The 22,094-nt window shown below is 71.1% G+C and carries 19 protein-coding genes; 15 read left to right on the top strand and 4 right to left on the bottom strand.

The annotated features are described in order from the left end of the window. Positions 1–29: 29 nt before the first annotated feature. The 13 genes from eccD (at position 30) to HNR21_RS10265 (ending at position 13,926) form a co-directional block, all read left to right on the top strand. Positions 30–1,427 (top strand): type VII secretion integral membrane protein EccD, encoded by a 1,398-nt coding sequence (gene eccD / locus HNR21_RS10205; protein ID WP_182705005.1) that lies wholly within the window; start codon positions 30–32, stop codon positions 1,425–1,427. 4 nt (positions 1,428–1,431) lie between these two features. Next, positions 1,432–2,829 (top strand): type VII secretion protein EccB, encoded by a 1,398-nt coding sequence (gene eccB, locus HNR21_RS10210; protein WP_182705006.1) that lies wholly within the window; start codon positions 1,432–1,434, stop codon positions 2,827–2,829. Between the two features lie 404 nt (positions 2,830–3,233). Continuing rightward, positions 3,234–3,551, top strand: a complete 318-nt coding sequence (locus HNR21_RS10215; RefSeq protein WP_119726944.1) for a WXG100 family type VII secretion target — start codon at positions 3,234–3,236, stop codon at positions 3,549–3,551. 55 nt (positions 3,552–3,606) lie between these two features. Beyond that, positions 3,607–3,906 carry a WXG100 family type VII secretion target gene (locus tag HNR21_RS10220; protein ID WP_119726945.1) on the top strand — a complete coding sequence of 100 codons (300 nt, stop codon included), beginning with the start codon at positions 3,607–3,609 and terminating at the stop codon, positions 3,904–3,906. A gap of 176 nt (positions 3,907–4,082) precedes the next feature. Beyond that, a complete protein-coding gene (locus tag HNR21_RS10225; protein ID WP_512700801.1) occupies positions 4,083–4,466 on the top strand; it encodes a DUF2563 family protein in 384 nt (127 codons plus the stop codon). Positions 4,467–4,496: 30 nt separating this feature from the next. Continuing rightward, on the top strand, positions 4,497–5,711 hold the full coding sequence (locus tag HNR21_RS10230; protein ID WP_182705008.1) for a WXG100 family type VII secretion target: 1,215 nt from the start codon (positions 4,497–4,499) through the stop codon (positions 5,709–5,711). 173 nt (positions 5,712–5,884) lie between these two features. Beyond that, on the top strand, positions 5,885–7,309 hold the full coding sequence (locus HNR21_RS10235; RefSeq protein ID WP_246442067.1) for a S8 family serine peptidase: 1,425 nt from the start codon (positions 5,885–5,887) through the stop codon (positions 7,307–7,309). Positions 7,310–9,035: 1,726 nt separating this feature from the next. Then, positions 9,036–9,353 (top strand): WXG100 family type VII secretion target, encoded by a 318-nt coding sequence (locus HNR21_RS10240; protein ID WP_119726944.1) that lies wholly within the window; start codon positions 9,036–9,038, stop codon positions 9,351–9,353. A gap of 55 nt (positions 9,354–9,408) precedes the next feature. Then, positions 9,409–9,708, top strand: a complete 300-nt coding sequence (locus HNR21_RS10245) for a WXG100 family type VII secretion target (RefSeq protein WP_119726945.1) — start codon at positions 9,409–9,411, stop codon at positions 9,706–9,708. A gap of 248 nt (positions 9,709–9,956) precedes the next feature. After that, positions 9,957–10,328, top strand: a complete 372-nt coding sequence (locus HNR21_RS10250) for a DUF2563 family protein (protein ID WP_119726948.1) — start codon at positions 9,957–9,959, stop codon at positions 10,326–10,328. Between the two features lie 40 nt (positions 10,329–10,368). Next, the gene (locus HNR21_RS10255; protein ID WP_182705009.1) at positions 10,369–11,547 is read left to right on the top strand and encodes a hypothetical protein; all 1,179 of its coding nucleotides are present in this window, start codon (positions 10,369–10,371) and stop codon (positions 11,545–11,547) included. Positions 11,548–11,754: 207 nt separating this feature from the next. Next, on the top strand, positions 11,755–13,191 hold the full coding sequence (locus tag HNR21_RS10260; RefSeq protein ID WP_246443571.1) for a S8 family serine peptidase: 1,437 nt from the start codon (positions 11,755–11,757) through the stop codon (positions 13,189–13,191). 345 nt (positions 13,192–13,536) lie between these two features. After that, the gene (locus tag HNR21_RS10265) at positions 13,537–13,926 is read left to right on the top strand and encodes a hypothetical protein (RefSeq protein WP_182705011.1); all 390 of its coding nucleotides are present in this window, start codon (positions 13,537–13,539) and stop codon (positions 13,924–13,926) included. Positions 13,927–14,041: 115 nt separating this feature from the next. Here HNR21_RS10265 and HNR21_RS10270 read toward each other — a convergent pair whose 3' ends face one another. The 4 genes from HNR21_RS10270 to HNR21_RS36335 all read right to left on the bottom strand — a co-directional run bounded on the left by HNR21_RS10270 (position 14,042) and on the right by HNR21_RS36335 (position 19,340). Then, on the bottom strand, positions 14,042–15,853 hold the full coding sequence (locus tag HNR21_RS10270) for a serine/threonine-protein kinase (protein WP_312881557.1): 1,812 nt from the start codon (positions 15,851–15,853) through the stop codon (positions 14,042–14,044). A gap of 114 nt (positions 15,854–15,967) precedes the next feature. After that, the gene (locus tag HNR21_RS10275; protein WP_119731594.1) at positions 15,968–16,888 is read right to left on the bottom strand and encodes a DUF6177 family protein; all 921 of its coding nucleotides are present in this window, start codon (positions 16,886–16,888) and stop codon (positions 15,968–15,970) included. Next, a complete protein-coding gene (locus tag HNR21_RS10280) occupies positions 16,885–17,232 on the bottom strand; it encodes a hypothetical protein (protein ID WP_182705013.1) in 348 nt (115 codons plus the stop codon). The genes HNR21_RS10275 and HNR21_RS10280 overlap by 4 nt, the downstream gene beginning before the upstream one ends. Continuing rightward, entirely contained in the window at positions 17,229–19,340 is a 2,112-nt protein-coding gene (locus tag HNR21_RS36335; protein WP_182705014.1) for a MinD/ParA family ATP-binding protein, read from the bottom strand. The genes HNR21_RS10280 and HNR21_RS36335 overlap by 4 nt, the downstream gene beginning before the upstream one ends. 279 nt (positions 19,341–19,619) lie before the next feature. Here HNR21_RS36335 and HNR21_RS10290 point away from each other — a divergent pair, with 279 nt between their 5' ends. Both HNR21_RS10290 and HNR21_RS10295 read left to right on the top strand, forming a co-directional pair. Beyond that, positions 19,620–21,053 (top strand): LCP family protein, encoded by a 1,434-nt coding sequence (locus HNR21_RS10290; RefSeq protein WP_182705015.1) that lies wholly within the window; start codon positions 19,620–19,622, stop codon positions 21,051–21,053. A 137-nt stretch (positions 21,054–21,190) separates the two neighbouring features. Continuing rightward, positions 21,191–22,090 carry a glycosyltransferase gene (locus HNR21_RS10295; RefSeq protein WP_182705016.1) on the top strand — a complete coding sequence of 300 codons (900 nt, stop codon included), beginning with the start codon at positions 21,191–21,193 and terminating at the stop codon, positions 22,088–22,090. Positions 22,091–22,094: the final 4 nt, after the last annotated feature.

A 22,094-nucleotide genomic window follows, 5' to 3' on the forward strand; every position in this document is an offset into this window, starting at 1 on the left:
TGCCGGCCCCGCCGTTTGCGAGGAACGAGTTGAGTCCGACTGCGGGAACGGATCTCTGCCGGGTCACGGTGGTCGGTCCGCAGCGTAGGGTCGATATCTCCCTGCCCACCGACGTGCCGTTCGCCCAGCTCTTCCCGGCGATCCTGCACTATCTCGGGGAGAACCTGGCCGAACGGGGGCTGGCCCACGGCGGCTGGGTGCTGCAGCGCCTCGACGAGGCTCCCTTCGCCGGCGACCAGACCCCCGGCCAGGCCAATCTGCGCGACGGCGAGCAGCTCTACCTGCGGCCGGGCATGTCCCAGCTGCCCGAGCCCTCGTTCGACGACGTCGCCGACGTGGTGGCCACCGGCGTCAACGAGCAGCCGGACCGCTGGCGGATCGAGTGGACCCGGGTGTTCGCCCTGGGCGCCGGGGCCGGCACCGCGGTGTTCGCCGCGGTGATCCTGCTGCTGGCCGGCCCGCCGTGGATCGTCCCCTCCGTCGCCGCCGGGGTGCTGGCGCTGGTGCTGCTGGTCGCGGGCGTGTCGGTGTCGCGGGCGGCGGGCGACTCGGTGGCCGGGGCGATGCTCGGCTTCGTGGCGCTGCCGCACGCGTTCCTGGCCGGCATGCTCGGCCCCGCCCGCCACGACCCGCTCACCGAGCTCGGCGCGCTGCACCTGCTGTCCGGCTTCGCGGTCATGGTGCTGGTCTCGGCGATCGCCGCGGTGGCCGTCGCCGACGGGCTGCCGATGTTCCTGGGCACCGGGGCCGCCGCGCTGGCCGGCTGCCTGGGCACCGGCGCCGGGCTGCTGTTCGACGACCTGTCCGGGCCCGGCATCGCCGCCGTCACCTGCGTGGTGTTCATGGCGCTGATCCCGCTCGCCCCCGCCATCGCGTTCCGGCTGGCCCGGGTCACCCTGCCGCCGCCGCCCGCCAACGTCGAGGAACTGCGCCGCGACACCCTGCCCGTGGACGGCAACCTGGTGCGCCGCCGCACCGCCCGCGCCGACCGGATCGTCACCGGCATCACCCTGGCGGTCGGCCTGATCGGGCTGGTCGCGGTGATCCCGCTGTCGCTGGCCGACGGCTGGCTGGCCCCGCTCACCGCCGGGTTCATCGCGCTGGCGCTGCTGCTGCGCTCGCGGATCTTCCGCGGCCGGTTCCAGCGGCTGAACCTGCTGGTCCCCGGCTGGGTCGGGCTCGGCGTGCTGGGGATCGGCATCACCGCCGGCTCCTCCCAGCCGGTGGTCCTGCTCGGCGCGGTGGTCCCGCTGATCGCGGCGGGCGCCGTCGTCGTGGCCACCGGGCTGTGGCTGCCCGGCAAGAAGCCCTCGCCGTTCTGGGGCCGGGCCGCCGACGTGTGTGACTTCACCGTCGCGCTCGGGCTGATCCCGCTGGCGCTCGGCGAGGCCGGACTGTACGCCTGGGTCCGCGGCCTGGGGGGCTGAGCTCATGCAGACCCGCAAGGACCTGCTGCAGGCCCACCGGCTGAGCACCCAGCGCGCCTCCCTGGCGCTGATCCTCGGCCAGCCCGACAACCCCGAGCTGCCGATGCGCCGGATCAACGTCTCCACGTTCGCCGGCGTCATGATCACCGTCCTGGTGATGGCGGTGTTCGGCATCTTCGGCATCCTGCGGCCCGGCGGGGCCACCAACCTCAGGCAGGCCGGGATGCTGATCATCGAGAAGGAGACCGGCGCCCGCTACGTGTGGTGCGAGGACGGCAAGCTCTGCCCGGTCGCCAACTACGTGTCGGCCCGGCTGATGGCCGGCGCGGACAGCAAGAGCCGGCGCACCGTCTCCCGCAACTCCCTGGACGACTTCCCGCGCGGCCCGCTGATCGGCATCTCCGGCGCCCCCAACACCCTGCCCGACGCCAAGCAGCTGGTGAGGACCCCCTGGTCGGCGTGCGTGCGGGCGGTCGACAACGCCACCCTGGGCCATGTCTCGACGGTCTCCCTGGTGGTCGGCAGCCAGGTCGGCGGCCGGTCGCTGCGCGACGACCAGGCCGTGCTGATCCGGTCCGCCGACCAGCCCTGGCTGATCTGGAAGAACCGCCGGCTGCGCGTCGACCCGGACGTGGTCACCGCGCTGGACCCCAACCCGGCGCAGATCTCGGGCAAGTGGCTGAACGCCCTGCCCGCCGGCCCCGACTACCGGGCCCCCGCCATCCCCGCCCTCGGCCAGGAGGTCACCGGCCCGGGCGGCAGGCCGGCCAAGGTCGGCCAGCTCTACTCGGTAGTCATCGGCTCCAACACCAACTACTACGTGCAGCTCGCCGACGGGATCGCCCCGATCAGCGAGATCGAGAAGGAACTGCTGCGGGCCGACCCCGACTCCCGCCGGGCGTACGGCGACCTGCCCGTCCAGGAGGGGCAGCTGGACCCCGCCACGATCAACACCACGCCGAAGTCCGTGCGCCAGGTCACCAACCCCGAGCTGGCGGGCAGGCCGCCGCAGATCGTGTCCTACTCGGACCGGACCCCGCTGTGCTCGGTCTACGACGACCCCAGCGGCAACAGCGGCGGCCGGGTCACCCTGGACGGCGCCCTGCCCGACCCGCCGCAGACCGTCGCCGCCGTCGGCGTCGACCAGCTGGTCTTCCCGCCCGGCGGCGCCGCCCTGGTGGGCGCCATGTCGGCCCCCGGCAAGGCCGCCGCCATCCGCAACCACTACCTGGTCACCGAGGGGATGCGGTTCGCGCTGAAGGACGCGGAGACGGCCGGGAAGCTCGGCTATGACGTCAGCCGGGCGGTTCCGGTGCCGACCTCCCTGCTCAACCTGATCCCGGAGGGCCCGGTGCTCGATCCGGACGCCGCCGCACGGGAGCTGTCGGCCGGGCCGCGCTGACGGCCGGGCCGGGTTCCGGCCGATGGCCGATACCGGACACCAATCGGCCGGAACCATTTTTCTCCCGGACGCGTCTAAGGACCGTTCCCGATTACCGTGCGGCGAACTTTTCAAAACGGGCGGGACGGGACCCGGCCCAGCGGTACGGGCATGTCGGTGGCCATCCTGGAGGGACGGCGACGGGGGTCGCGGACGGGGTCGCAAAAGGCCCGATAAGCGGGCAGATGAGTGGACAGGGCGGATTTTTCTCTCTACAGTTCAGGCACAGCGGCGATGTTTTCGACTCCTCTGTGTGATGTCGCCGCGAGTGAGGACGGCTCACGGGGGCGTGACGATCGCTCCGCCCGCTCCGGCGCGAGGGGGCTGGTGAGCCCGACGGACACCAGCGATCGGGAGGGTCGTAGATGACGCAGTCGGCGGTCGACAGGGCGGCGATGGCGCAGGCCGCGCAGGACATCGATGCCTCGGCGAATGTGATCAAGGGTCTGCAGACGCGTCTGGATGGTGCGAAGACGGCGTTGCGGGCGAACTGGGAGGGTAACGCGTCGATGGCGTTCGAGCAGGTGTTCGCCCGGTTCAACGAGGACTTCTCGCGGGTGCTGCGGGCGTTGGAGGGGATGCACCAGTCGCTGGTGCAGACGAAGATCACCTATGACGCCAAGGAGGAGATGTCGCAGCAGGCCGTGAACAAGGTGCAGGCGCTGCTGAACGGCACCACCTGAGGCTGAGCACCAGGGCGCGCGGAGTACCTGACGGGGATCGTGTGAGGGAGGAATCGTGACCGACGACAGCTACACCAGGGCTAATTTCGGTGGCCTGACCGAGGGTGAGGCGCAGTTCTCGATGGCGGCTCGTGCGTTGATGGACGAGCTGAACGATCTGGAGGCCAAGCTGCGGACGAAGCTGAACCGGTGGGATGGTCAGGCGCAGCAGGCGTACTGGCAGTTCCAGAAGGAGTGGGACGCGGCGGCCAAGGACATGCAGAACGTGGTGACGCAGCTGGGTGTGGCGATCGCGGACGCGAACGCCAACTACCAGGCGGCCGAGCGCGCCAACATGGGCATCTGGAGCGGCTGACCCGGCCGACGTTCTCGCCGCCGGCGGCCACACTCCGATGCCTGGACCGCGACACCGACAAGCCCTGGCCGTTCGATGACGCCAGGGCTTTTCGGCTGAGGCTGCCCATTCTGCGCGGTGCACCGGAGCCCGTGGCCGGACGGACGACCGACAACAGGAGGTGAACGGCTGTGGGCATGGAGAACCTGCCCGTGCCGAGCAGCGAGGAGATCGAGGTCTCCGCCAGCTATCTGCGGCAGATCGCCAAGGAGTTCGAGAAGAACCTCAGGCACCTGGAGGATCGACGCTGGTCCACCACGTTGCAGGACTCTCTCCCCAACCAGATCGCCTTCGGCGACTATCAGGGTGGAGAGTCGTTCCGTAACGGCACCGTCACGATGGCGCAGAACCAGATCGGTACCACCATCGATCAGTTCATCTCGTCCTACCGGGGCATCATCCAGTCCCTGCGGGCATCTGCCGACCGTTACGAGCAGGCCGAAGAGAAGAGCAAGAACAAGGTCCGCGACGCCGGGAACAGCGGTGGTTCCCACACCGGCCCAGGTCCCAAACTCGTCTGAATTCTTCGCATAGTGGAAGGAGGTGTGTGAATGGTCGAAGACAGGAACATCAGGACGGAGATCCAAGGGGACAGCGTCGTAACCGGCATCCTCGGATCCTTCAAGGTCTGGGAGAACCAGGCCAACGACCTGAAGAAGATGGTCGATGCGATGAAGCCGGGCCTCATCCAGCATCACGGCAACCAGTACCACACCATTTCCAAGGATTTCAAGGACACCGTCGAGCTGCTCAAGGCGCACGGCAACAGTCTGGGTAAGAAATGGGGCGGTGACGCGGCCAGGCAGGCCTTGGAGCAGATGAACAAGGCCTTCCGGCAGGCCCAGGAGATCCAGATCAAGAGCGACCAGGTCGGCCGGGCCCTGAACAACCACGCCCTCAAGCAGAAAGAATGGCAGGACCGTTACGGTACCGGTTCGTGGGCGGACAAGCTCGTCCGCGACGCGCGGGGCTGGGTCGACACGGTCATGGCGATCAACCCGGTGTCGGGGCCGATGGTCATCTCGAACTGGCTGCACAGCAACTGGGGCGCCGTCGCCGGCCTGCAGGACATCAACAACGGGACCAAGGACTCCAACGACCAGTTCCCGCCCAGCATCCGCGCCGACCTCCCCATCACCAACCCCAACCAGTACGACATGCCGCCGAACACTCCGCCTCCTCCGAACATAGGCGGCGGTCCTGGTGGCGGCATGCCCGGCGGTCCCGGCGGTGGCATGCCCGGCGGTCCCGGCACCGGTGACCTCCCCAAGGGGCCGGGCAGCCCGAACCTCCCGGACGGTCCTGGCGGCCCCAATGGTCCCGGCGGCTCCGACCTTCCCAAGGGGCCGAATTACCCCGGTGGCCCCGGTGGCTCGAACTACCCCGGTTCGGGCGGCTCCGACCTGGCGGGTCTGGGCACGCCCGGCGGCGGTGGCGGGGGCCTCGGCGGTGGAGGCGGCGGCCTCCCGGGCGGCCCGAGCGGTCTGGGCGGCGGCGCCGGAGGCGTCCCCGGCGGCCCCGGCGGCTTGGCGTCCGGCCCCGGCGGTCTGCCCGGCGCCGCTCCCGGGATGATGGGCCGAGGTGGCCCGGGTGCGGGCGGGCTGGCCGGTGCGGGCCGTGGCGGCTTCGGCGGCATGGGCATGCCCATGGGCGCCGGTGGTCACGGCGGCGGCAAGGGAGAAGAACGCGAGCGCAGCACCTGGCTCACCGAGGACGAAGACGTCTGGACCGGTGATCAGGAAGCCGGCCCTTCCGTCATCGGCTGACGCTGTTCGACGAGTGACAGGTATGGTACGGGCAGGCCGGTTGACACCGGGCTGCCCGTACTCGTTGAGTGATCGGTTGCGCCATGCCACTATCTGCGGTTCCGCAGCGATTGCGGACGATCGCCACATCTCTTGTAGCCGTCGCCGCGGTGGCCGTGACGGCATCGCCTGGAATGGCCGCCACAGCGCCTCAGCCGTTGCCGCAGCAATGGTGGTTCGGCACATGGGCGGTGCACAACGAACTGTGGGCGCACAGTAAGGGGCAAGGCGTCACCGTCGCGGTGCTGGACACCGGCGTCGAGGCCGATCTCCCGGAGCTGTCGGGTGCCGTGCTCGCCGGTGCCAACTTTGAGAGCGGCGGCGGTGACGGGCGTACCGACACCGACCCTCACGAAACCAATGGTCACGGTACCGGGATATCAGTGTTGATCGCCTCGCGAGGGGGGAACAGCGGCTTCCTGGGAATAGCGCCGGAGGCGAGGATCCTCCCGATCGTGACGCAGTCCGCCCGGGCCTATGCGAAGGGACTGCGTTTCGCGGCCGACCGCGGTGCCAAGGTCATCAACATGTCGCAGGGGCTCCCCGGCCCCTGCCCGGCCGAACTCCAGGAGGCGGTTCGGTACGCCATTGAACGCGATGCGGTCATCGTGACGGCCGCGGGCAACGACGGGCTGGAAGGCAATCCCTCCCTCCACCCGGCCAACTGCAAGGGCGTGCTCTCGGTCGGAGCGGCCGATGTCAACGCAAGGCCCTGGGAGAAGACCGAACGGCAGCCCTACGTCGACATCGCGGGGCCCGGCGTCGCCGCATCGACGGTCGTCAGGAACGGTACTTTGCAGCAGGGCATCAGCGGGACCAGCATCTCCGCCGCACTGACCTCCGGCGTGGTCGCCTTGGTGCGATCGAAGTATCCGCAGATGCGCAACCGCGAGGTCGTGCAGAAGCTCGTGGCCTCGGCGAAGGACATCGGGCCCACGGGCCGTGACGACATGACCGGTTACGGCTTCATCAGGCCGTACCGGATCTTCGAAGGGAAGCTCCCGCAGAACACCGGGAACCCGGTGTTCGAGGAGTACGATGCATGGGCCAAGGCCAACCCTGCGAAGGACAGGCCGGGTGGCGACGCCGCACCGTCACCGCAATCGTCATCGGGCATCGGTCAGACCCTCAGCGATCTCTCGGGGGTGCTCGCCTTCGCGGGAGGAGGCCTGGTCCTGCTCGTCGCGGTCCTCTTCGCCCGCTCCAGACAACGTCGTACTGCGATGGCCACCGGTGCGGGCGGGCTGCCGGGCGCGCCTCACGGAGGCATGCCGCCGGCGATGATGCCCGGTGCAGGCATTCCTCCGGCACCGGGCCAGATGCCAGGACCTCCCCCGGCCATGGGAGCCCCTGGGCCGATGGTCCCGCCCCAAGGCGGCGGGCTGCCACCGCAAGGCGCGCCGCAGTATCAGCCGCCCCAGCAGGCTCCCGGCTATGGTCCGCCGCAGGGATACGGGCCACCTCCGGCGATGGGCGGCGGATACGTTCCACCGCAGCAGCGGGGGGATGCGCCGCATCAGCCAGGCGAGTATCAGCAGCAGCCGCCACCCCAGCACTGAAAGCAGCCAGGCAGACCTGAAACACATCCGGTACCGGATACCGCGAACTCCTCCGAGGATGTCTCCGAGTGGCGGTGTCCGGTACCGGTCATTTGACTTCGGTGATGGCGGCGGCATGCCTATGGGCGCCGATGACCACGGGGACGGCAAGGATGAGGAACGCGAGCGCAGTACCCGGCCGGCCGAGGACGAAGACGTCCGGATGAGTTATGACGATGCGGGTCCGTCTGCGACCGGCTGACTCGAGCATGTCATGAGCGGTTGTGGTACGGGCGGAACAGCAGAGCAGCCATTCCGCGCGTACTACTGAGTGATCGGTGTTTCATGCGCACACGGATGCTTCGGCGACAGAGCGTCATCTCATCGGCTTTGGCGCTGCTCATGGTCGCAGGCGCGGCCGCACCGGGCAGTGCCGCCGCCGCGCTACTGCAGGAACAGCGGTGGTTCGGCACTTGGGGGCACCGGAATGGCCTCCCTGATCGCCCACAGGGCGCGACTTCCACCGGACTGCCGGGAAGGCTCAGTGGGCGGCTTTGGGAAGCTGCGTGCCGAGTCATCTCAACGGTGAGGCGTGTCGTTCATGACGTAAGACCTTCCCCCGCTGCTGTCGGGAGTTCTATCCGGTCAGGGGACTACAGGTGGTCATGCGTTCCTCGTCATTGATGAGATGGGCGCCGTTTTCGTTGATAGCCGACCAATGACGTTCTAACCTTTGGGCTGCCGACCCTGAACGAATGCTTCACCGAACGCGCTCCTCTCGACTTGGAGCGGTTGTGATTGTGATGCTTTCGTGAGGAAACGTGGAACAGCAGGTGATGGACATTCCGCGGCGACCGGTCAGTGGACGGTGATGCTGTTCACCGAGGTTTGGTAGGGCCTTGAGCTGCTCGCGTCCGGGGTTCTGGTCGCCGGTGTCGGTCCGCCTCTGGTGGCCGCCAGAGGTCACAGGGTTTGCGCTGCCGGGTGTGGTGTGTGGGCAGGGGTGGTCTGAGCCTCCTTGGGCTGTGGTGGTGCCTCGGCTCCGTGTCGGTGCTCTGGGACGGGATGCCTGTCAGGGGCTTTGAGCTTGTTGAACGTTCACCGATCTGGCCTTGTCGTCGGCGGACCGCCGTAGGGGTTCGGGTGCTCCTGGAGTTGGTGGCGGCGTTCATGGTGGGTGCCCTCTGTGGCCGGATGCGGCCTCTCTGGGCGAGGCCGCAGGCAGTCGCCGAGGGGGCGACCGGCTGGTGGGGTGGAGGCGGTGACCCGAGTGGAACGGTGCATGGGCGTGGTGCGTCGAGGGATGACGGCCGGTGAACAGGTGGAGAGACGGAAACCGGAGCATTTCGGACAGCTATTGGGCCAGCTTGTGCGTCTGTGAATGGTGGCTGTGTGCGGATCTGGTGGTCCACCCCGCTGAAGTGCGGTTTCGTGCTCTGCGGGGCGTCGGGGGAAGGGGGCGCGCGTTAACGGAGGGTTAAGTTCGCGGAGATTGCGATCGGGGTGAACCGGGCGCGAGGCGGCTGCGTCCAAGATGTCGTGGACGGCTCCGATAAGTCATCCGTCGAGTGGAGACGAGTGGACAAGATCGCTCATTTTCTCTAAAGTCTGGAGTCAGTGTGACGATTTCTGGCCACCGTCCGCCGCCGGGTGGCTCGCGGGGGCCGAGTACCGGGTCGGCCGGCCTTCCTCGTTCGGGGAATGAGGCCGGTGGGCTCGGTGGACATCCGAGACGAGGAGGGTGCTGATGACGCAGTCGGCGGTCGACAGGGCGGCGATGGCGCAGGCCGCGCAGGACATCGATGCCTCGGCGAATGTGATCAAGGGTCTGCAGACGCGTCTGGATGGTGCGAAGACGGCGTTGCGGGCGAACTGGGAGGGTAACGCGTCGATGGCGTTCGAGCAGGTGTTCGCCCGGTTCAACGAGGACTTCTCGCGGGTGCTGCGGGCGTTGGAGGGGATGCACCAGTCGCTGGTGCAGACGAAGATCACCTATGACGCCAAGGAGGAGATGTCGCAGCAGGCCGTGAACAAGGTGCAGGCGCTGCTGAACGGCACCACCTGAGGCTGAGCACCAGGGCGCGCGGAGTACCTGACGGGGATCGTGTGAGGGAGGAATCGTGACCGACGACAGCTACACCAGGGCTAATTTCGGTGGCCTGACCGAGGGTGAGGCGCAGTTCTCGATGGCGGCTCGTGCGTTGATGGACGAGCTGAACGATCTGGAGGCCAAGCTGCGGACGAAGCTGAACCGGTGGGATGGTCAGGCGCAGCAGGCGTACTGGCAGTTCCAGAAGGAGTGGGACGCGGCGGCCAAGGACATGCAGAACGTGGTGACGCAGCTGGGTGTGGCGATCGCGGACGCGAACGCCAACTACCAGGCGGCCGAGCGCGCCAACATGGGCATCTGGAGCGGCTGACCCGGCCGCCGGCCGACGCCGGCGATCCATGTCCGAGGGGCTTGGACCGCGGCCCGGGGAGCCCTGGCCACCGGGAACGACCAGGGCTCCCCGGGTCGGGTGCTGTGCGGTTCGCCGTCGATCCGCGGCAGTCCCGGGGGCAGTGAGCCTTCGTCCACCGGCCGGGTCCGCAGGGGGCGGCCCGCGCCCACCGTGGGGAGGGTTCGAGCGACCAGCCGCGTCGGCGGCGAACGACAGGAGGTGAACTGATGGGTGTGCACAACCTGCCCGAGGCACAGTCCAGGGAAATCGAGATCAGCCGCGACCGGCTCCGCAAGCTCGCCGACGAGCTGCAGAAGGACCTGGACGACCTGAAGCGGCAGCGGCTCGCCGAAGGAATCCAGGACGACTCGCCCAACATCGACCACATCGGTCACTACCAGGCGGGACAGGGACTGAGCAACACGGTCAACACCGCCCGCACCCATGTGGGCAGCACGATCACGCAGTTCCTCACCGCCTACCAGAACGTGATCAACGCACTGTACGACTCGGCCAGGAACTACGACCGGGCCGAGGACCGCACCCGCGAGAGCCTGCAGAACGTGAACGGCGGCGGCAACGGCCCCTCGATGGTCTGATGAGCGGGGTGTCATACCAGAAGGAATGGGGTGCCGGTAAGTGACGACCCAGAAGATCCGGCAGGACGTCGGCGGCGACAACGAGGGCATCGGCGGCTGGAACTCCCTCAAGGTCTGGGAGGACCAGTTCGACAAGCTCCGGCAGATCGTCGACGGGATGAACCCGACGCAGGTGGACGCCGGCGCCGGCGCCTACGGCAAGGCCGCCACGCGGCTGGAGACCACCGTCAACCTGCTGCGCGACATCGGCTACAAGCTGCACGCCGAATGGGGCGGTGAGGACGCCAAGAAGGCCCTCACTCAGATGAACAAGGCCTACGTGCAGGCGCAGGAGATCCGCGACCGCAGCAAGGAGGTCAGCCAGGCGCTCCGCACGCACGCCGGTCAGCAGCGGGAGTGGAAGGCGCAGTACGGCAGCGGCGGCAGCACCGACAGCATCGTGCGCGAGATCGCCCGGGCGGTGGGGCCCACCCCGTCGGCGATCAACAACCTCAGCGCCGGCGACGCGATGCACCAGCTGAACGTCGGCACCGAGCGCACCAACGACATGTTCCCCGCCGGCATCAAGCAGGAGATGCCGGACCCGGAGCGCAACAACTTCGAGCCGCCGCCCCCCTCGACCAACCCCACGTCCCCCGGTGGGGGTCCCAGCATGCCCGGTCCTGGCGGGCCCGGGAACACCGGGACCTCGGATCTGCCCGGCGGGCCGACTTCCCCGGGCGATTCGCAGCCCCAGGGGTTCGACGGGGTTATCGACGGAAGGGACTTCACCGACCCGACCTCCCCGGACGGCGCGGGACCGGGTGGCTCGGACCTGGTCGGCTCCGGTGCCAACGGTGGCTCTAGCCTGGCCGGTCTCGGTCCTGGCGGTGGAACAGGCCTGGGCCTTCCCGGTGGCCCGGGTGGCGGACCCGGCCTCGGAGCCGGGGGCCTTCCCGGTGGTCCCGGCGGTGCGCCCGGTGGTCTTGCTGGCCCTGGTGGCATGCCCGGTGCCGTTCCCGGTGGGCCTGGTGCATTGGGCCGGGGCGGTGTGATCGGCGGTCCTGGCGGTCTCGGTGCTGGGCGTGGCGGCTATGGCGCTATGGGCATGCCCATGGGTGCCGGTGCCGGTGCCGGTAAGGGCGGCAACAGCGAGGAGCGCGAACGCACCACCTGGCTCACCGAGGACGAGGAAGTCTGGCTGGGTGAGGACGGCGTCGGCCCTGGAGTGATCGACTGACATAACCACGCCGCCATCCGCGATAAGTGCAGGGCGGCTGTGGATGAGGGTGCGGGAACCGGCGGTCTGCCGACCCACCGCACCGGTTGTGGTACGGGCAGACCGGGTGAGACCCTGGTCTGCCCGTACTGTTAAGCGAGTAGTTGCGACATGTGAGGTGTCATGTTTCGGCGGCGGGGTCGTCCAATGCTCGTGTCGGCCATGGCGATGCTCCTGCTCGGCGCTACGGCTACCCCCGGAGCAGCGGTGACGGTGATCAAACCGCTGCCTGATCAGTGGTGGTTCACCACCTGGGCTATCGAGTCCCACCTCTGGCCGCACTCCAAGGGCGCGGGGGTGACCGTCGCCGTTCTTGACACTGGAGTCCAGGCCAGCATTCCCGAGCTGGCCGGTGCAGTACTGCCAGGCGCCGACTTCGAGTTCGGTGGCGGCGACGGCAGAACGGACAAGGATCCCAACGGCTACGGACATGGCACTGGAATGGCTACCCAGATCGCCTCACGCGGGGGTGCGACTGGATTTATGGGCGTAGCGCCAGAAGTTAAGATACTTCCAGTGATCACTCGTTCCCAGGCGGCGTATGTGAAAGGCATCAGATATGCCGCCGATCAGGGTGCCAAGGTGATCAACCTTTCGCAGGGGCTTCCCGCCGAGTGTCCCGAAGATGTCCAGGCCGCGATCAAGTATGCGATAGACAAGGATGTCGTCATCGTGGTTGCGGCAGGGAACACGGGGGACGCCGGTAACCCTTCTGAGTACCCCGCCAACTGTAAAGGGGTGCTCGCAGTCGGAGGGACAACCGTCGACAACAGGCCTTGGAAGTCCTCACAGCGACAGCCCTATGTTGATGTCGCTGCTCCGGCGGAGAACTCCAATGCAGTTCTACGAGATGGCCGAATCTATCGGTCGCAGGGCGGGACTAGCTCATCGGCGGCGTTCACGTCCGGGGCCATCGCGTTGATCCGGTCGAAGTACCCGCAGATGACCAACCGTGAGGTCGTCCGGCAGGTGGTGGCCTCGGCCAAGGACATCGGGGCGCCCGGGCGGGACGACGCCAGCGGTCACGGGATCTGGCGGCCTCGGTTGATCTTCAGCGGCGAGGTGCCCAAGAACACCGGCAATCCGGTGTTCGAGGAGTACGACCAGTGGGCCAAGAGCGCCGGTGCGGGCTCCGGCGGCCAGGGGCAGCAGCCGCAGAACGGCCAGGAGAAGCCGGGAGGCGAGGAGTCCGGCGGCGGCTCGACCGACCTCATCGTCTACGGGGCCATCGGCGGTGTGGCCCTGCTGATCATCATCGGCGGATTCTTCATGACCCGGCGGCGGAACCGCGGGCCGGCGTCCCCGGTGTTCGCCCCCGCCCAGGAGCCGGTGATGATGTCCCCCGGCATGGCCCAGGGGCCGATGCAACCCCACCCGGGCCAGATGGCCGGACCGCCGCCGTCGATGGGGACCGGGCCGATGCCTCCGGTGCCTCCGCAGGCCCCGTACCAGCCGAACGCGGGTCAGCCCCAGTACCAGCCGCCCCAGCAGTACGGACCGCCCCCGGCCTACGGCCCGCCGCCGTCGATGGGCTCCGGCCCCGCCCAACCACCGGGTGACGCCCCACCCGGACCGGGCCAGGCCCCGCCGCCCCAACAACACTGAGCCATTTCCACGGGCGACGAATCTCCGCCCGAGATCGGCCGGCGCCATCGTCCACCGGATGGGCAGGAGACACGGTCCGGACGAAACTGCCGGCCGATGTGGCCGCCGCGATCGTCATGGCGCGCCGCCGGGCGGATCCCCGGCAGATCGTGAGTGATGAGACGGAAACGGCCACGACATTGAAGCGCCGGCCGCGGACCCACAGGGGCGAAACGGTACGCCGCCGTTGCCGGGATGTGAGGCCGATACCGGCCGCCGCCACGGAATTGCGCCCCGCGCGGCACCGTCCGGGCGGTATGCGGCTACATTCTCCCTGACAGGTTTCTGCGAACACGGGTGGCGCTGATGGATGGGGACTTGATCGGCTTTCTGGTCTACGGCGGCGGGATGCTGCTGATCACGTTGTTCGGGTTCCTGTGGACGCGTCATCGCAACCGGAACCGGCAGGAGCTGATGATCGTCACGGAGCCGACCCCGTGGACGCCCGGCATGGTGCCGCAGCCCGGGATGATGCCGGGGCCGGTGCCCCCGCAGCCCGGCGCCGTCCCGCCCATGAGCCAGACGCCGGCCCAGCCCATGGGCGGACAGATGCCCCAACCTCCTCAGGGATGGACGCCACAGCCGCCCCAGTCCGGAGCCCCCCAGTTCCTCCCCCCGGGCCAGCCGCCCCACCCGCCGTCCGTCCCACCCGGCGGCGACCCCTACCAGCAGCCCCCGCCGCCCCCTCCCGCCTGACCGCGCCCCCACGCACCACACCCACCGAACGCACCGCTCCCGACGCCTCCGAGAACGAACGCCATCCGCGATCCCGCCGACCCGGGCGGCGGCATCGGTGTGAGGGGCGGGCCGGTTACCGCAGTTCGTTGAGGACAGTACGGGCCAGGCGGATGGCCTCGTTCTTGGCGGGGGCGTAGGCGAGGTTGCGGCCCTGCAGGACCCGGCTGCCGCGGACCGAGGCGGGGTAGTCGGCGGCGACCCAGGTGACCTCGATGATGACGTTGCGGTGGCGGACGTAGACGTTGGCGCCGCCCATCCAGTAGTTGCGGACGTTGTCCTCGCTGGGGCCGGCGATGATCGGGCTGATCTGCTGGGCGGCGATGGCCTCGTCGCCCAGGCCGGTCAGGCGTTGCGCGGAGCGGTGGAACTCGGGGTCGTTGATGTTCTCCCAGTTGGTCCGCATGTCGTCGCGGGCCCGCTGCACCCCCGACTCGTCGCCGATCGCCTCCATCACCTGGACGTCGATCGACAGGTTGACCGCGCGGGTGGTGGTCAGCGTCTGCCAGGCGCAGAAGCGCATGTCGGGGGAGTCGGACCGGCTCTTCTGCTGCGGGACGCCGCGCGCCTTGGCCGGGAGCGCCTTGGCGAGGGTCCGGCACAGGGTGGCCGGGACGCCGGTGATCTCGTTCGCTGCGCCCTGACCGGGTGACCCGGACCGCGACGGTACGGTCACCGGCGGCGTGTCCGGTTCGCCGGACCCTTCGGAGAGATCCGAGGTCAGCACGTACGCCCCGAAGCCGAGGACCGCCAGCACGATCAGCACGGACACCGTGAGGAACGCGATCGCCGCGCCCGACCCCGAGGAGGGGCGGTGGTGGACCGGCATCGGCTGCGGCGTCACCGGCGGCGCGGGCGGCGGCGGGGTCATCGGCGGAACGTGCGCCGCCATCGGGGGCGCCATCGGGGCGGGCGCCGGGAACGGCGGCGGCGTCACGTGCATCGGCGGCGGGGTGATCGGCCCCGGCGGTCCCGACGGCCCCGGCGGCGGCTGGTGGAACACCGCCGGGGGCAGCGCGCTCGGCGTCCACGCCGAGGTGACCAGCCGCCGCGCCCCCGTCTGCGGGTCGCCGTCGTCCCCGACCAGCGCCACCAGCAGGTCCTCGGCGGCCGGGCGGCGGGCCGGGTCCGGGTCCAGCGCGCGGGTGATCAGCGGCACCAGCTCGTCCGGCACCCCGGTCAGGTCGTGGGCGCCCTGGTGCGCCCTGGCGGCCAGCACCATCAGGTTGCCGCCGCCGTACGGGTGCCGGCCGGTCGCGGCGAACGCGATCAGCGAGCCCCAGGTGAACACGTCCGCCGCGGTGCCCACCGTGCCCTCGTACACCTGCTCGGGCGCGATCCAGCCGGGACTGCCGACGATGAAGCCGGTCTGGGTGTGGTGCGAGGAGGAGTCCACCGCCCGGGCCACGCCGAAGTCGATCACCCGCGGGCCGGTCGACGACAGCAGCACGTTCGACGGCTTGAGGTCGCGGTGCACCAGCCGCGCCCCGTGGATCGCCACCAGCGCGGTGGCGATGCCCGCCGCCAGGGCCTTCAGCGGCTCCAGCGGCAGCGGCCCGTGCTCGGAGACGTAGTCGCCGAGCGAGGGCCCCTCGATGTACTCGGTCACCATGTACGGGACGCCGCCGGCCTCGCCGTGGTCCAGCACCCGGGCGGTGCAGAACGACGCCACCCGCCGGGCGTTGCTGACCTCGTCGGCGAACCGGGCGCGGAACCCCGGGTCGGTGGCCAGTTCCCTGCGGACGACCTTCACCGCCACCGGCCGCCCGTCCGGGCCGACGCCGCGGTAGACCGCGCCCATGCCGCCCTGCCCCAGCCTGCCGAGCAGCCGGTAGTGGCCGACGACGGTGGGGTCGTCGGCGGTCAGCGCGTCGGTGCCGGGTTGCAGGGGGTCTCCTCTCGGGGGGTGAGGGCGTGCCTCACCGGCTTACGGTAGCGGCCGGGTGAGACACGAACCCACCTGATGCCGGGCTTTCCGGGCGTCTCCGGCGGCCGGAAACGGTCAGCCGGTCAGGTGCCGCAGCAGTTCCTGGTGCCGTTTCCAGCCGTCCGCCGACCGGCCGTCGCCCAGCTCGAACCAGGTCATCGTCCCGGCCCTGCGGGCCGGGACGCCGGCCGGGCCGGTGCGCTCCCCGGCCACCGCCATCCCGATCGGGGCGGGCTGGCCCGTCCAGCGCGGCTCGTAGGTCACGTCCGCGCGCCCCGGGCTGAGCTGCGCCAGCAGCGACGACACCGGATGGTCGGCGACCAGCGACTCCACCAGCGCCGGGAGCTGCGCGACCTGCGGCGGGTCGGCGGGGGGATGACCGATCGTCAGCGTGGTCACCTCCGCCGCCCCGCCCTGGGAGAACTCCACGGTGGCCTGCGCGGTACGGCCGCCGCCCGAGCCGACCACCACCAGCCGCAGCATCCCGCCGTGCTCGCGGACCCGGGCGTTCAGCTCGCCCCGCTGCCAGGGCCGGCCGACCGGCTCGGCCTCGCCCCAGCCCGCCGGGGGCCGCCCGGTCAGCATGGTGATCAGCCGTTCCACCTGGCCGCCCAGCGTCTCCTGCGGCAGGTGCCGGGCCCGGTAGGTCAGCGTGAGCTGCATCCCGATCGGCCCGCTCGGCCGCGTCACGAAGCCCGGCGCGTAGTCGCGGGCCTGCGGCACCGGGCCGAACATGCGGCCGTCCCAGCGCAGCGGCCGGCCGGTCAGCCCCTCGTAGTAGCCGCCCTGGTCGTGCACCACCCACTGCACGGCCGCCCCCGCCACCCGCAGCGGCATCGACAGCCGGGCGGTCGCCGGGGTCACGATCTGCAGCGTGCGGCCCGAGGAGGTGCACTCGCCCAGCGCCTCGGCCAGCCACGGGGTCAGCGCCACCACCGGGCGGTCCTGCAGCACCACCATGGCCTGCGGGGTCATCACGTCCAGCACGGCGCTCATCGGCCCGCTCCGCTCCACACGGTCCCGCCGTGCCGGGCCACCAGCTCGTCGGCGCAGGCCCGCGCGACCCGGTGGGCGTCCGCCAGGTCGGCGGCGGCCCGGATGTCGGTCCACCACACCGGCTGGGCGGCCGACACCCGGCCGCCCAGCAGCCGTTCCACCTCGCCGGGGACGGCCACCAGCAGCGGCTCGGCGGCGATCATCACCAGCCGGCCGGACTCGTCGTACACCCGGCAGCCGCCGGGCTGCGCGCCGACCGCCACCCCCAGCCGCGGCGCCAGCCCCTCCAGCACGGCGGCGACGTCGGGACGGTCGTTGGTCAGCGCCACCAGATCCGTGCTCACAACGCTCCTCCGCTGAGCGACCGGACGAACGCCTCGGCCGCGATCCGGGCCGCCGCCGTGCGGGCGGCGCCGCTCACCCGGTCCAGGCTGATCGCGGTCCCGGTGGCCAGATGGCGGTCGTAGGGCACCACCTCGACGGGCATCCCGCCGTCGCTGAGCACCTGCCGCGCCCGTTCCAGGTCGGCGTCGCCGTCGGCGTGCGGGGAGTGGGTCACCAGCACCACCACGGTCCGCCGCAGCAGGTCCTCGTAACCGCTGCCGACGAACCAGCTCAGCGTCTGCCGGGCGCTGATCGCGCCGTCCACGGTCCCCGGCGTGACGAACACCTGGGCGTGCGCGGCGGCCAGCACCCCGCGCTGCAGCCGCGCCACGATGCCCGCCCCGCAGTCGATCACCGCGGCGGAGAAGTACCGGCCCACCCCGGAGGCGGCCGCCTGGAACGTCTCCAGCTCCAGTTCGGTGACCTGGCCGCGCGCCGATCCCGACATCACCCACAGGCCGTGCTCGGTGGGCGACAGGAACCGCGCCGTCTCCTCCCACGTGCGGGGCCGGGCCGCGGCGAGCTGCCCCATGGAGAACTCCGGCTGGACGCCCAGCCGCAGCGGCAGCGACCCCAGCCCGGAGTCGGCGTCCATGGCCAGCACCCGGTCCTCGCGGTACTCGGCGATCACCGAGGCCAGCAGCGCCGCCACCGTGGTCTTGCCGGCGCCGCCGCGGATGGAGGTCACCGCGATCCGCCGGCAGGACGGCACCGGCGACCGCAGCCGCTGCGCCATGCCCTCCTGCTGCCGGGCGTCCCCGGCCGCCGACGCGCCGACCACCTTGCGCATCCCGCGCCCGACCCGCTTGAACGCCGAGTCCCCGTGGGCCCGGCGGCGCACCAGCGCGTCCGCCGCCAGTTGCGCCGCCGGGCCGGCCGGCTGCTGCTCGGGCACGGCCGGAACGGCGGGCTGCGGCTGCGGGCGCTGCGGCTCGGCCGGTGCCTGCTGCGGCACCGGGGCCGGATGCACGCCGGGCGCGTCCCCCACGGGGGCGACCGCCGACGGCGGCGGCGCGGACGGCATCAGCGCATGCGGCGGGGCGGGCGGCTCCGGCGTCCCCCCGAGGACCGGCGCGGCGGCCTGCTCCTCGGACTGCGGCGCGTTGGGCATCGCGGGCGGCTCGGGGAACCCGCCGGCGGGCCAGCCGGGCTGTGCGGCGTTCGGCGGCTCGGGAGACCCGCCCGAGGACGTGCCGCCCGGTCCCCACGGGTCGGCCGGTGCGGAAGCGCCGCCCGTGGGCTGGGGGGCGGGCGGCGCGGGAGGCTCGGGGAGTCCGGGGGGCGGACCGCCGGGACCCGTGCCGGCCTGGGGCGCGTTCGAGGACTCGGGAGAGCCGTCGGCGGCGGGCCGGACGGCGGGCGGCGGGGGTGGAGGCGGCGGGAATCCGCTCGAGGACGGATCGCCGGGACCCGTGCCGGCCTGCGGTGCGTTCGGGGGCTCGGGAGAGCCGTCGGCGGCGGGCCGGATCGCGGGCGGCGGAGGAGGGGGCGGGAATCCGCCCGAGGACGGATCGCCGTGGCCCGGGCCGGGCCATGCCACGTTCGGCTGCTCGGCGGAACCGCCGGAGGGCTGGGGGGCCGGCGGCTCGGGGAACCCGGGCTGCGCCGTGTTCGGGGGAGCCGGAGGAGCAGGGGTGTCCGTGCCGGCGTCGGGGGCCGGGCCGCTGTTCGGCTGGAGCGCGGGCGGCGGTGGCGGCGGAGGGAAACCGCCCGCCGGCGGGTCGCCGGACGGGTCGTGGGCGGGCTGCGGGGCGGAGGGCGCGGACGGCTGCTCGGCGGAGGCGTTCTGCCGGTTCTCGCGCACGGGCAGGCCGAAGATCGCGGTGGCCTCGCGGCCCGGCGGGGGCGGGGCGCCCAGAACGGGGGGAGCGGCCTCGGTGGGCGCGCCCTCGCCGCCGACGCTGCCCTCCGGATACCAGGCCGAGGGACCGGAACCGGTCGTCCGCCCGGCGGCCGGCGCGGCCGGTGCGGGACGCGGGACGGGACCCGGTGGCCGGGAGTCGGCGAGTCCGCGCTCGGCGGCGCCGAGTTCGTGCAGCACGGCATGCTGCCAGTCCCGATCGGACACCGGTCTCCTCTCAGCGTCACGACTGATCGGACGAACACCCTGGATGCGGCCCGAGTCTAGTCCGGTCGGGACATCCCGGTGGCCTTCGGTGACAAAGGCCCGCCGGTGCCCGGAAAAGTCCGCCCGCTGTCATCCCGGGCCGTCGCCGGAGCGTCTCCTACGTGACCGACATATCGGTGCGAACTTGACGACCCGGTACGGGACCGGAGATCGTCGTGCCGATCCCCGAGACGCCGTGACCGCTGTCCCGCCTGTGCTGGAAGATGACGGATGGAACGTTTGGCCATTTCAGAGCGTAGCGTCCCCGTCGAGACGGCACCGCCCGCGGCGGGCGACCGGCGCTGGCGGCTGATCGGCTGGGCGTCCGTCGTCCTGTCGGCGGTGATGGTGGTGACCAGCCTCACCGCGTACGGCTTCTACCGCAGCATCAACGGCAGCATCACCCGCGACAACGTCGACGACCAGCTGAACGCCAACCGGCCGCCCAAGCTCAACAACTCCCTCAACATCCTGCTGATCGGCTCCGACAACCGGGACGGCGAGAACAAGCAGTTCGGCGCCGACCAGGGCGGCGGCTCCGACACCACGATCCTGATGCACATCTCCCCGGGCGGCGAACGGGCGATCGGGATCAGCTTCCCCCGCGACTCGATGGTGCGGATCCCCGAGTGCAGGAAGGAGAACGGCGCCCGGGTCCCGCCCAGCTTCGGCCAGCTCAACTGGGCCTACTCGTTCGCCGGGCCGACCTGCACCTGGAACCTCATCGAGGACCTCACCAAGATCCGCATCGACCACTACGTCGAGATCGACATGTCCGGGTTCATCGAGGTGGTGGACGCGCTCGGCGGGGTGGAGATCTGCGTGCCCAGGGCGGTCAACGACCCCAAGGCCGACCTGAAGCTCAGGGCCGGCCGGCAGGTCGTGATGGGCCGGCAGGCGGTCGGCTACGTGCGCACCCGCACCGGCGGGCTGGGCGACGGCTCGGACCTGTCGCGGATCAAGCGCCAGCAGGCGTTCATGGGCTCGGTGGTCAAGAAGGCCACCGGCAGCGGAATGCTCAAGGACCCGGCCAGGACCTACGACTTCCTCAAGGCGGTGGCCGGCGCGGTCAAGGTCGACGACCGGCTCACCCTGAACACCATGCAGAAGCTGGCGCGCAGCATGCAGGGGATGAGCGCCGGCAAGGTCACCTTCGTCACCGTCCCGGTGCAGGCCTACCCGGCCGACCCCAACCGGGTGCAGATCAACCAGGCGCAGGCCAAGCCGCTGTTCGACGCCATCCGCGAGGACAACGAGCTGCCCAAGGCCCCGCCGCCGTCCAAGGCCCCCGCCCAGCAGGCCGCCCAGCCCCCCGCCAGGCCCGCCGAGACCAGCGTCGCCGTCCTGAACGGCACCGACACCCAGGGCCTGGCCCAGCGCACCGCCGACGGGCTCAAGGACATGGGCTTCAAGGTCGTCCAGGTCGGCTCCCGTAAGCAGCCCCCCACCAGGCCCACCCAGATCCTGTACGCTCCCGGCGCCGAACGCCAGGCCGCCGCCCTGGCCCAGGCCATCCCCGGGGTGCAGCCCAAGCCGTACGCCAAGGCCAAACCCGGCACCGTCTACCTCGTCATCGGCAAGGGCGGAGTCCAGCTCCGGGGCTCCGGCACCCCGCTGCCGAAGATCGCCGGCGAGCGGCGCGCCGACGCCGACCCCTGCGCGGGCACCGGCTGAACGTTACGAGTAGGGAAACAACCACCGACAGGGCCCCTTTCCGCCTGTTATGTCAGGGCGGACCGATATCTTGTCCGCGCAGAGCACGCGACCGCCCCGGGCGGCGCGGGCGATCCCCCCGTCGCAGAGATGGACCGATGGCCCCCGAACCTTTCTCCCTGTTGCTGACCGTCTATGGCGGCGATCGAGAGGACTACGTCCGGGCGGCGTTCCGCAGCGCGGTGCACGACCAGATGCTGCGGCCCGACGAGGTGGTGCTGGTGCAGGACGGACCGGTGCCCGACGCGGTGGCCGGCTGCCTGCGGGAGCTGGTGGCGACCAGCCCGGTGCGGGTCAAGTTCCTGCGGCTGGAGCGCAACCGGGGGCTGGGCCCGGCGCTGGACACGGGGCTGTCGGCCTGTGACAACGACATCGTGGCCCGCATGGACGCCGACGACGTCGCCATGCCGCACCGCTTCAAGCTGCAGGTGCCGCTGGTGCGCGCCGGGGCCGACCTGGTCGGCGCGGGGCTGCTGGAGTTCGGCGCGGACCTGAACGACATCGTGGGCCGCCGGATCCCGCCCAGCGACCCGCTGGACATCGCCCGCTACTCGCGCCTGCACGACCCGTTCAACCACCCCACGGTGGTCTACCGGCGCAGCGCGGTGCTGGCCGCGGGCGGCTACGGCGACCTCCCCCTGATGGAGGACTACTGGCTGTTCGTGCGCATGATCGCGGGCGGCGCCCGGGTGGTGAACGTCGCCGAGCCGCTGGTCTACTACCGCGTCAGCGACGGCGCCTACGAACGCCGCGGCGGCCGCGCCCTGCTCAACTCCGAGCTCCGCCTGCAGCGCGAGATGCTCCGCCACGGCTTCATCACCCGCGCCCAGTACGTCAGGAACGTTGCGATCCGCGGCGGCTACCGGCTGGTCCCGACGAGGGTTCGGCGCCCGGTCTATCGCTGGATCGTCGCCCCCTACGGGGCTCGTCGCAACCGGGCCCGTGAACGGCTGGTGGCGGTCGTGGGGCAGGCGCGGCAGCAGATGCCCGAGGGCTGACGGC

It is taken from the genome of Thermomonospora cellulosilytica (genome assembly GCF_014138835.1).
GTDB classification, from domain to species: domain Bacteria; phylum Actinomycetota; class Actinomycetes; order Streptosporangiales; family Streptosporangiaceae; genus Thermomonospora; species Thermomonospora amylolytica.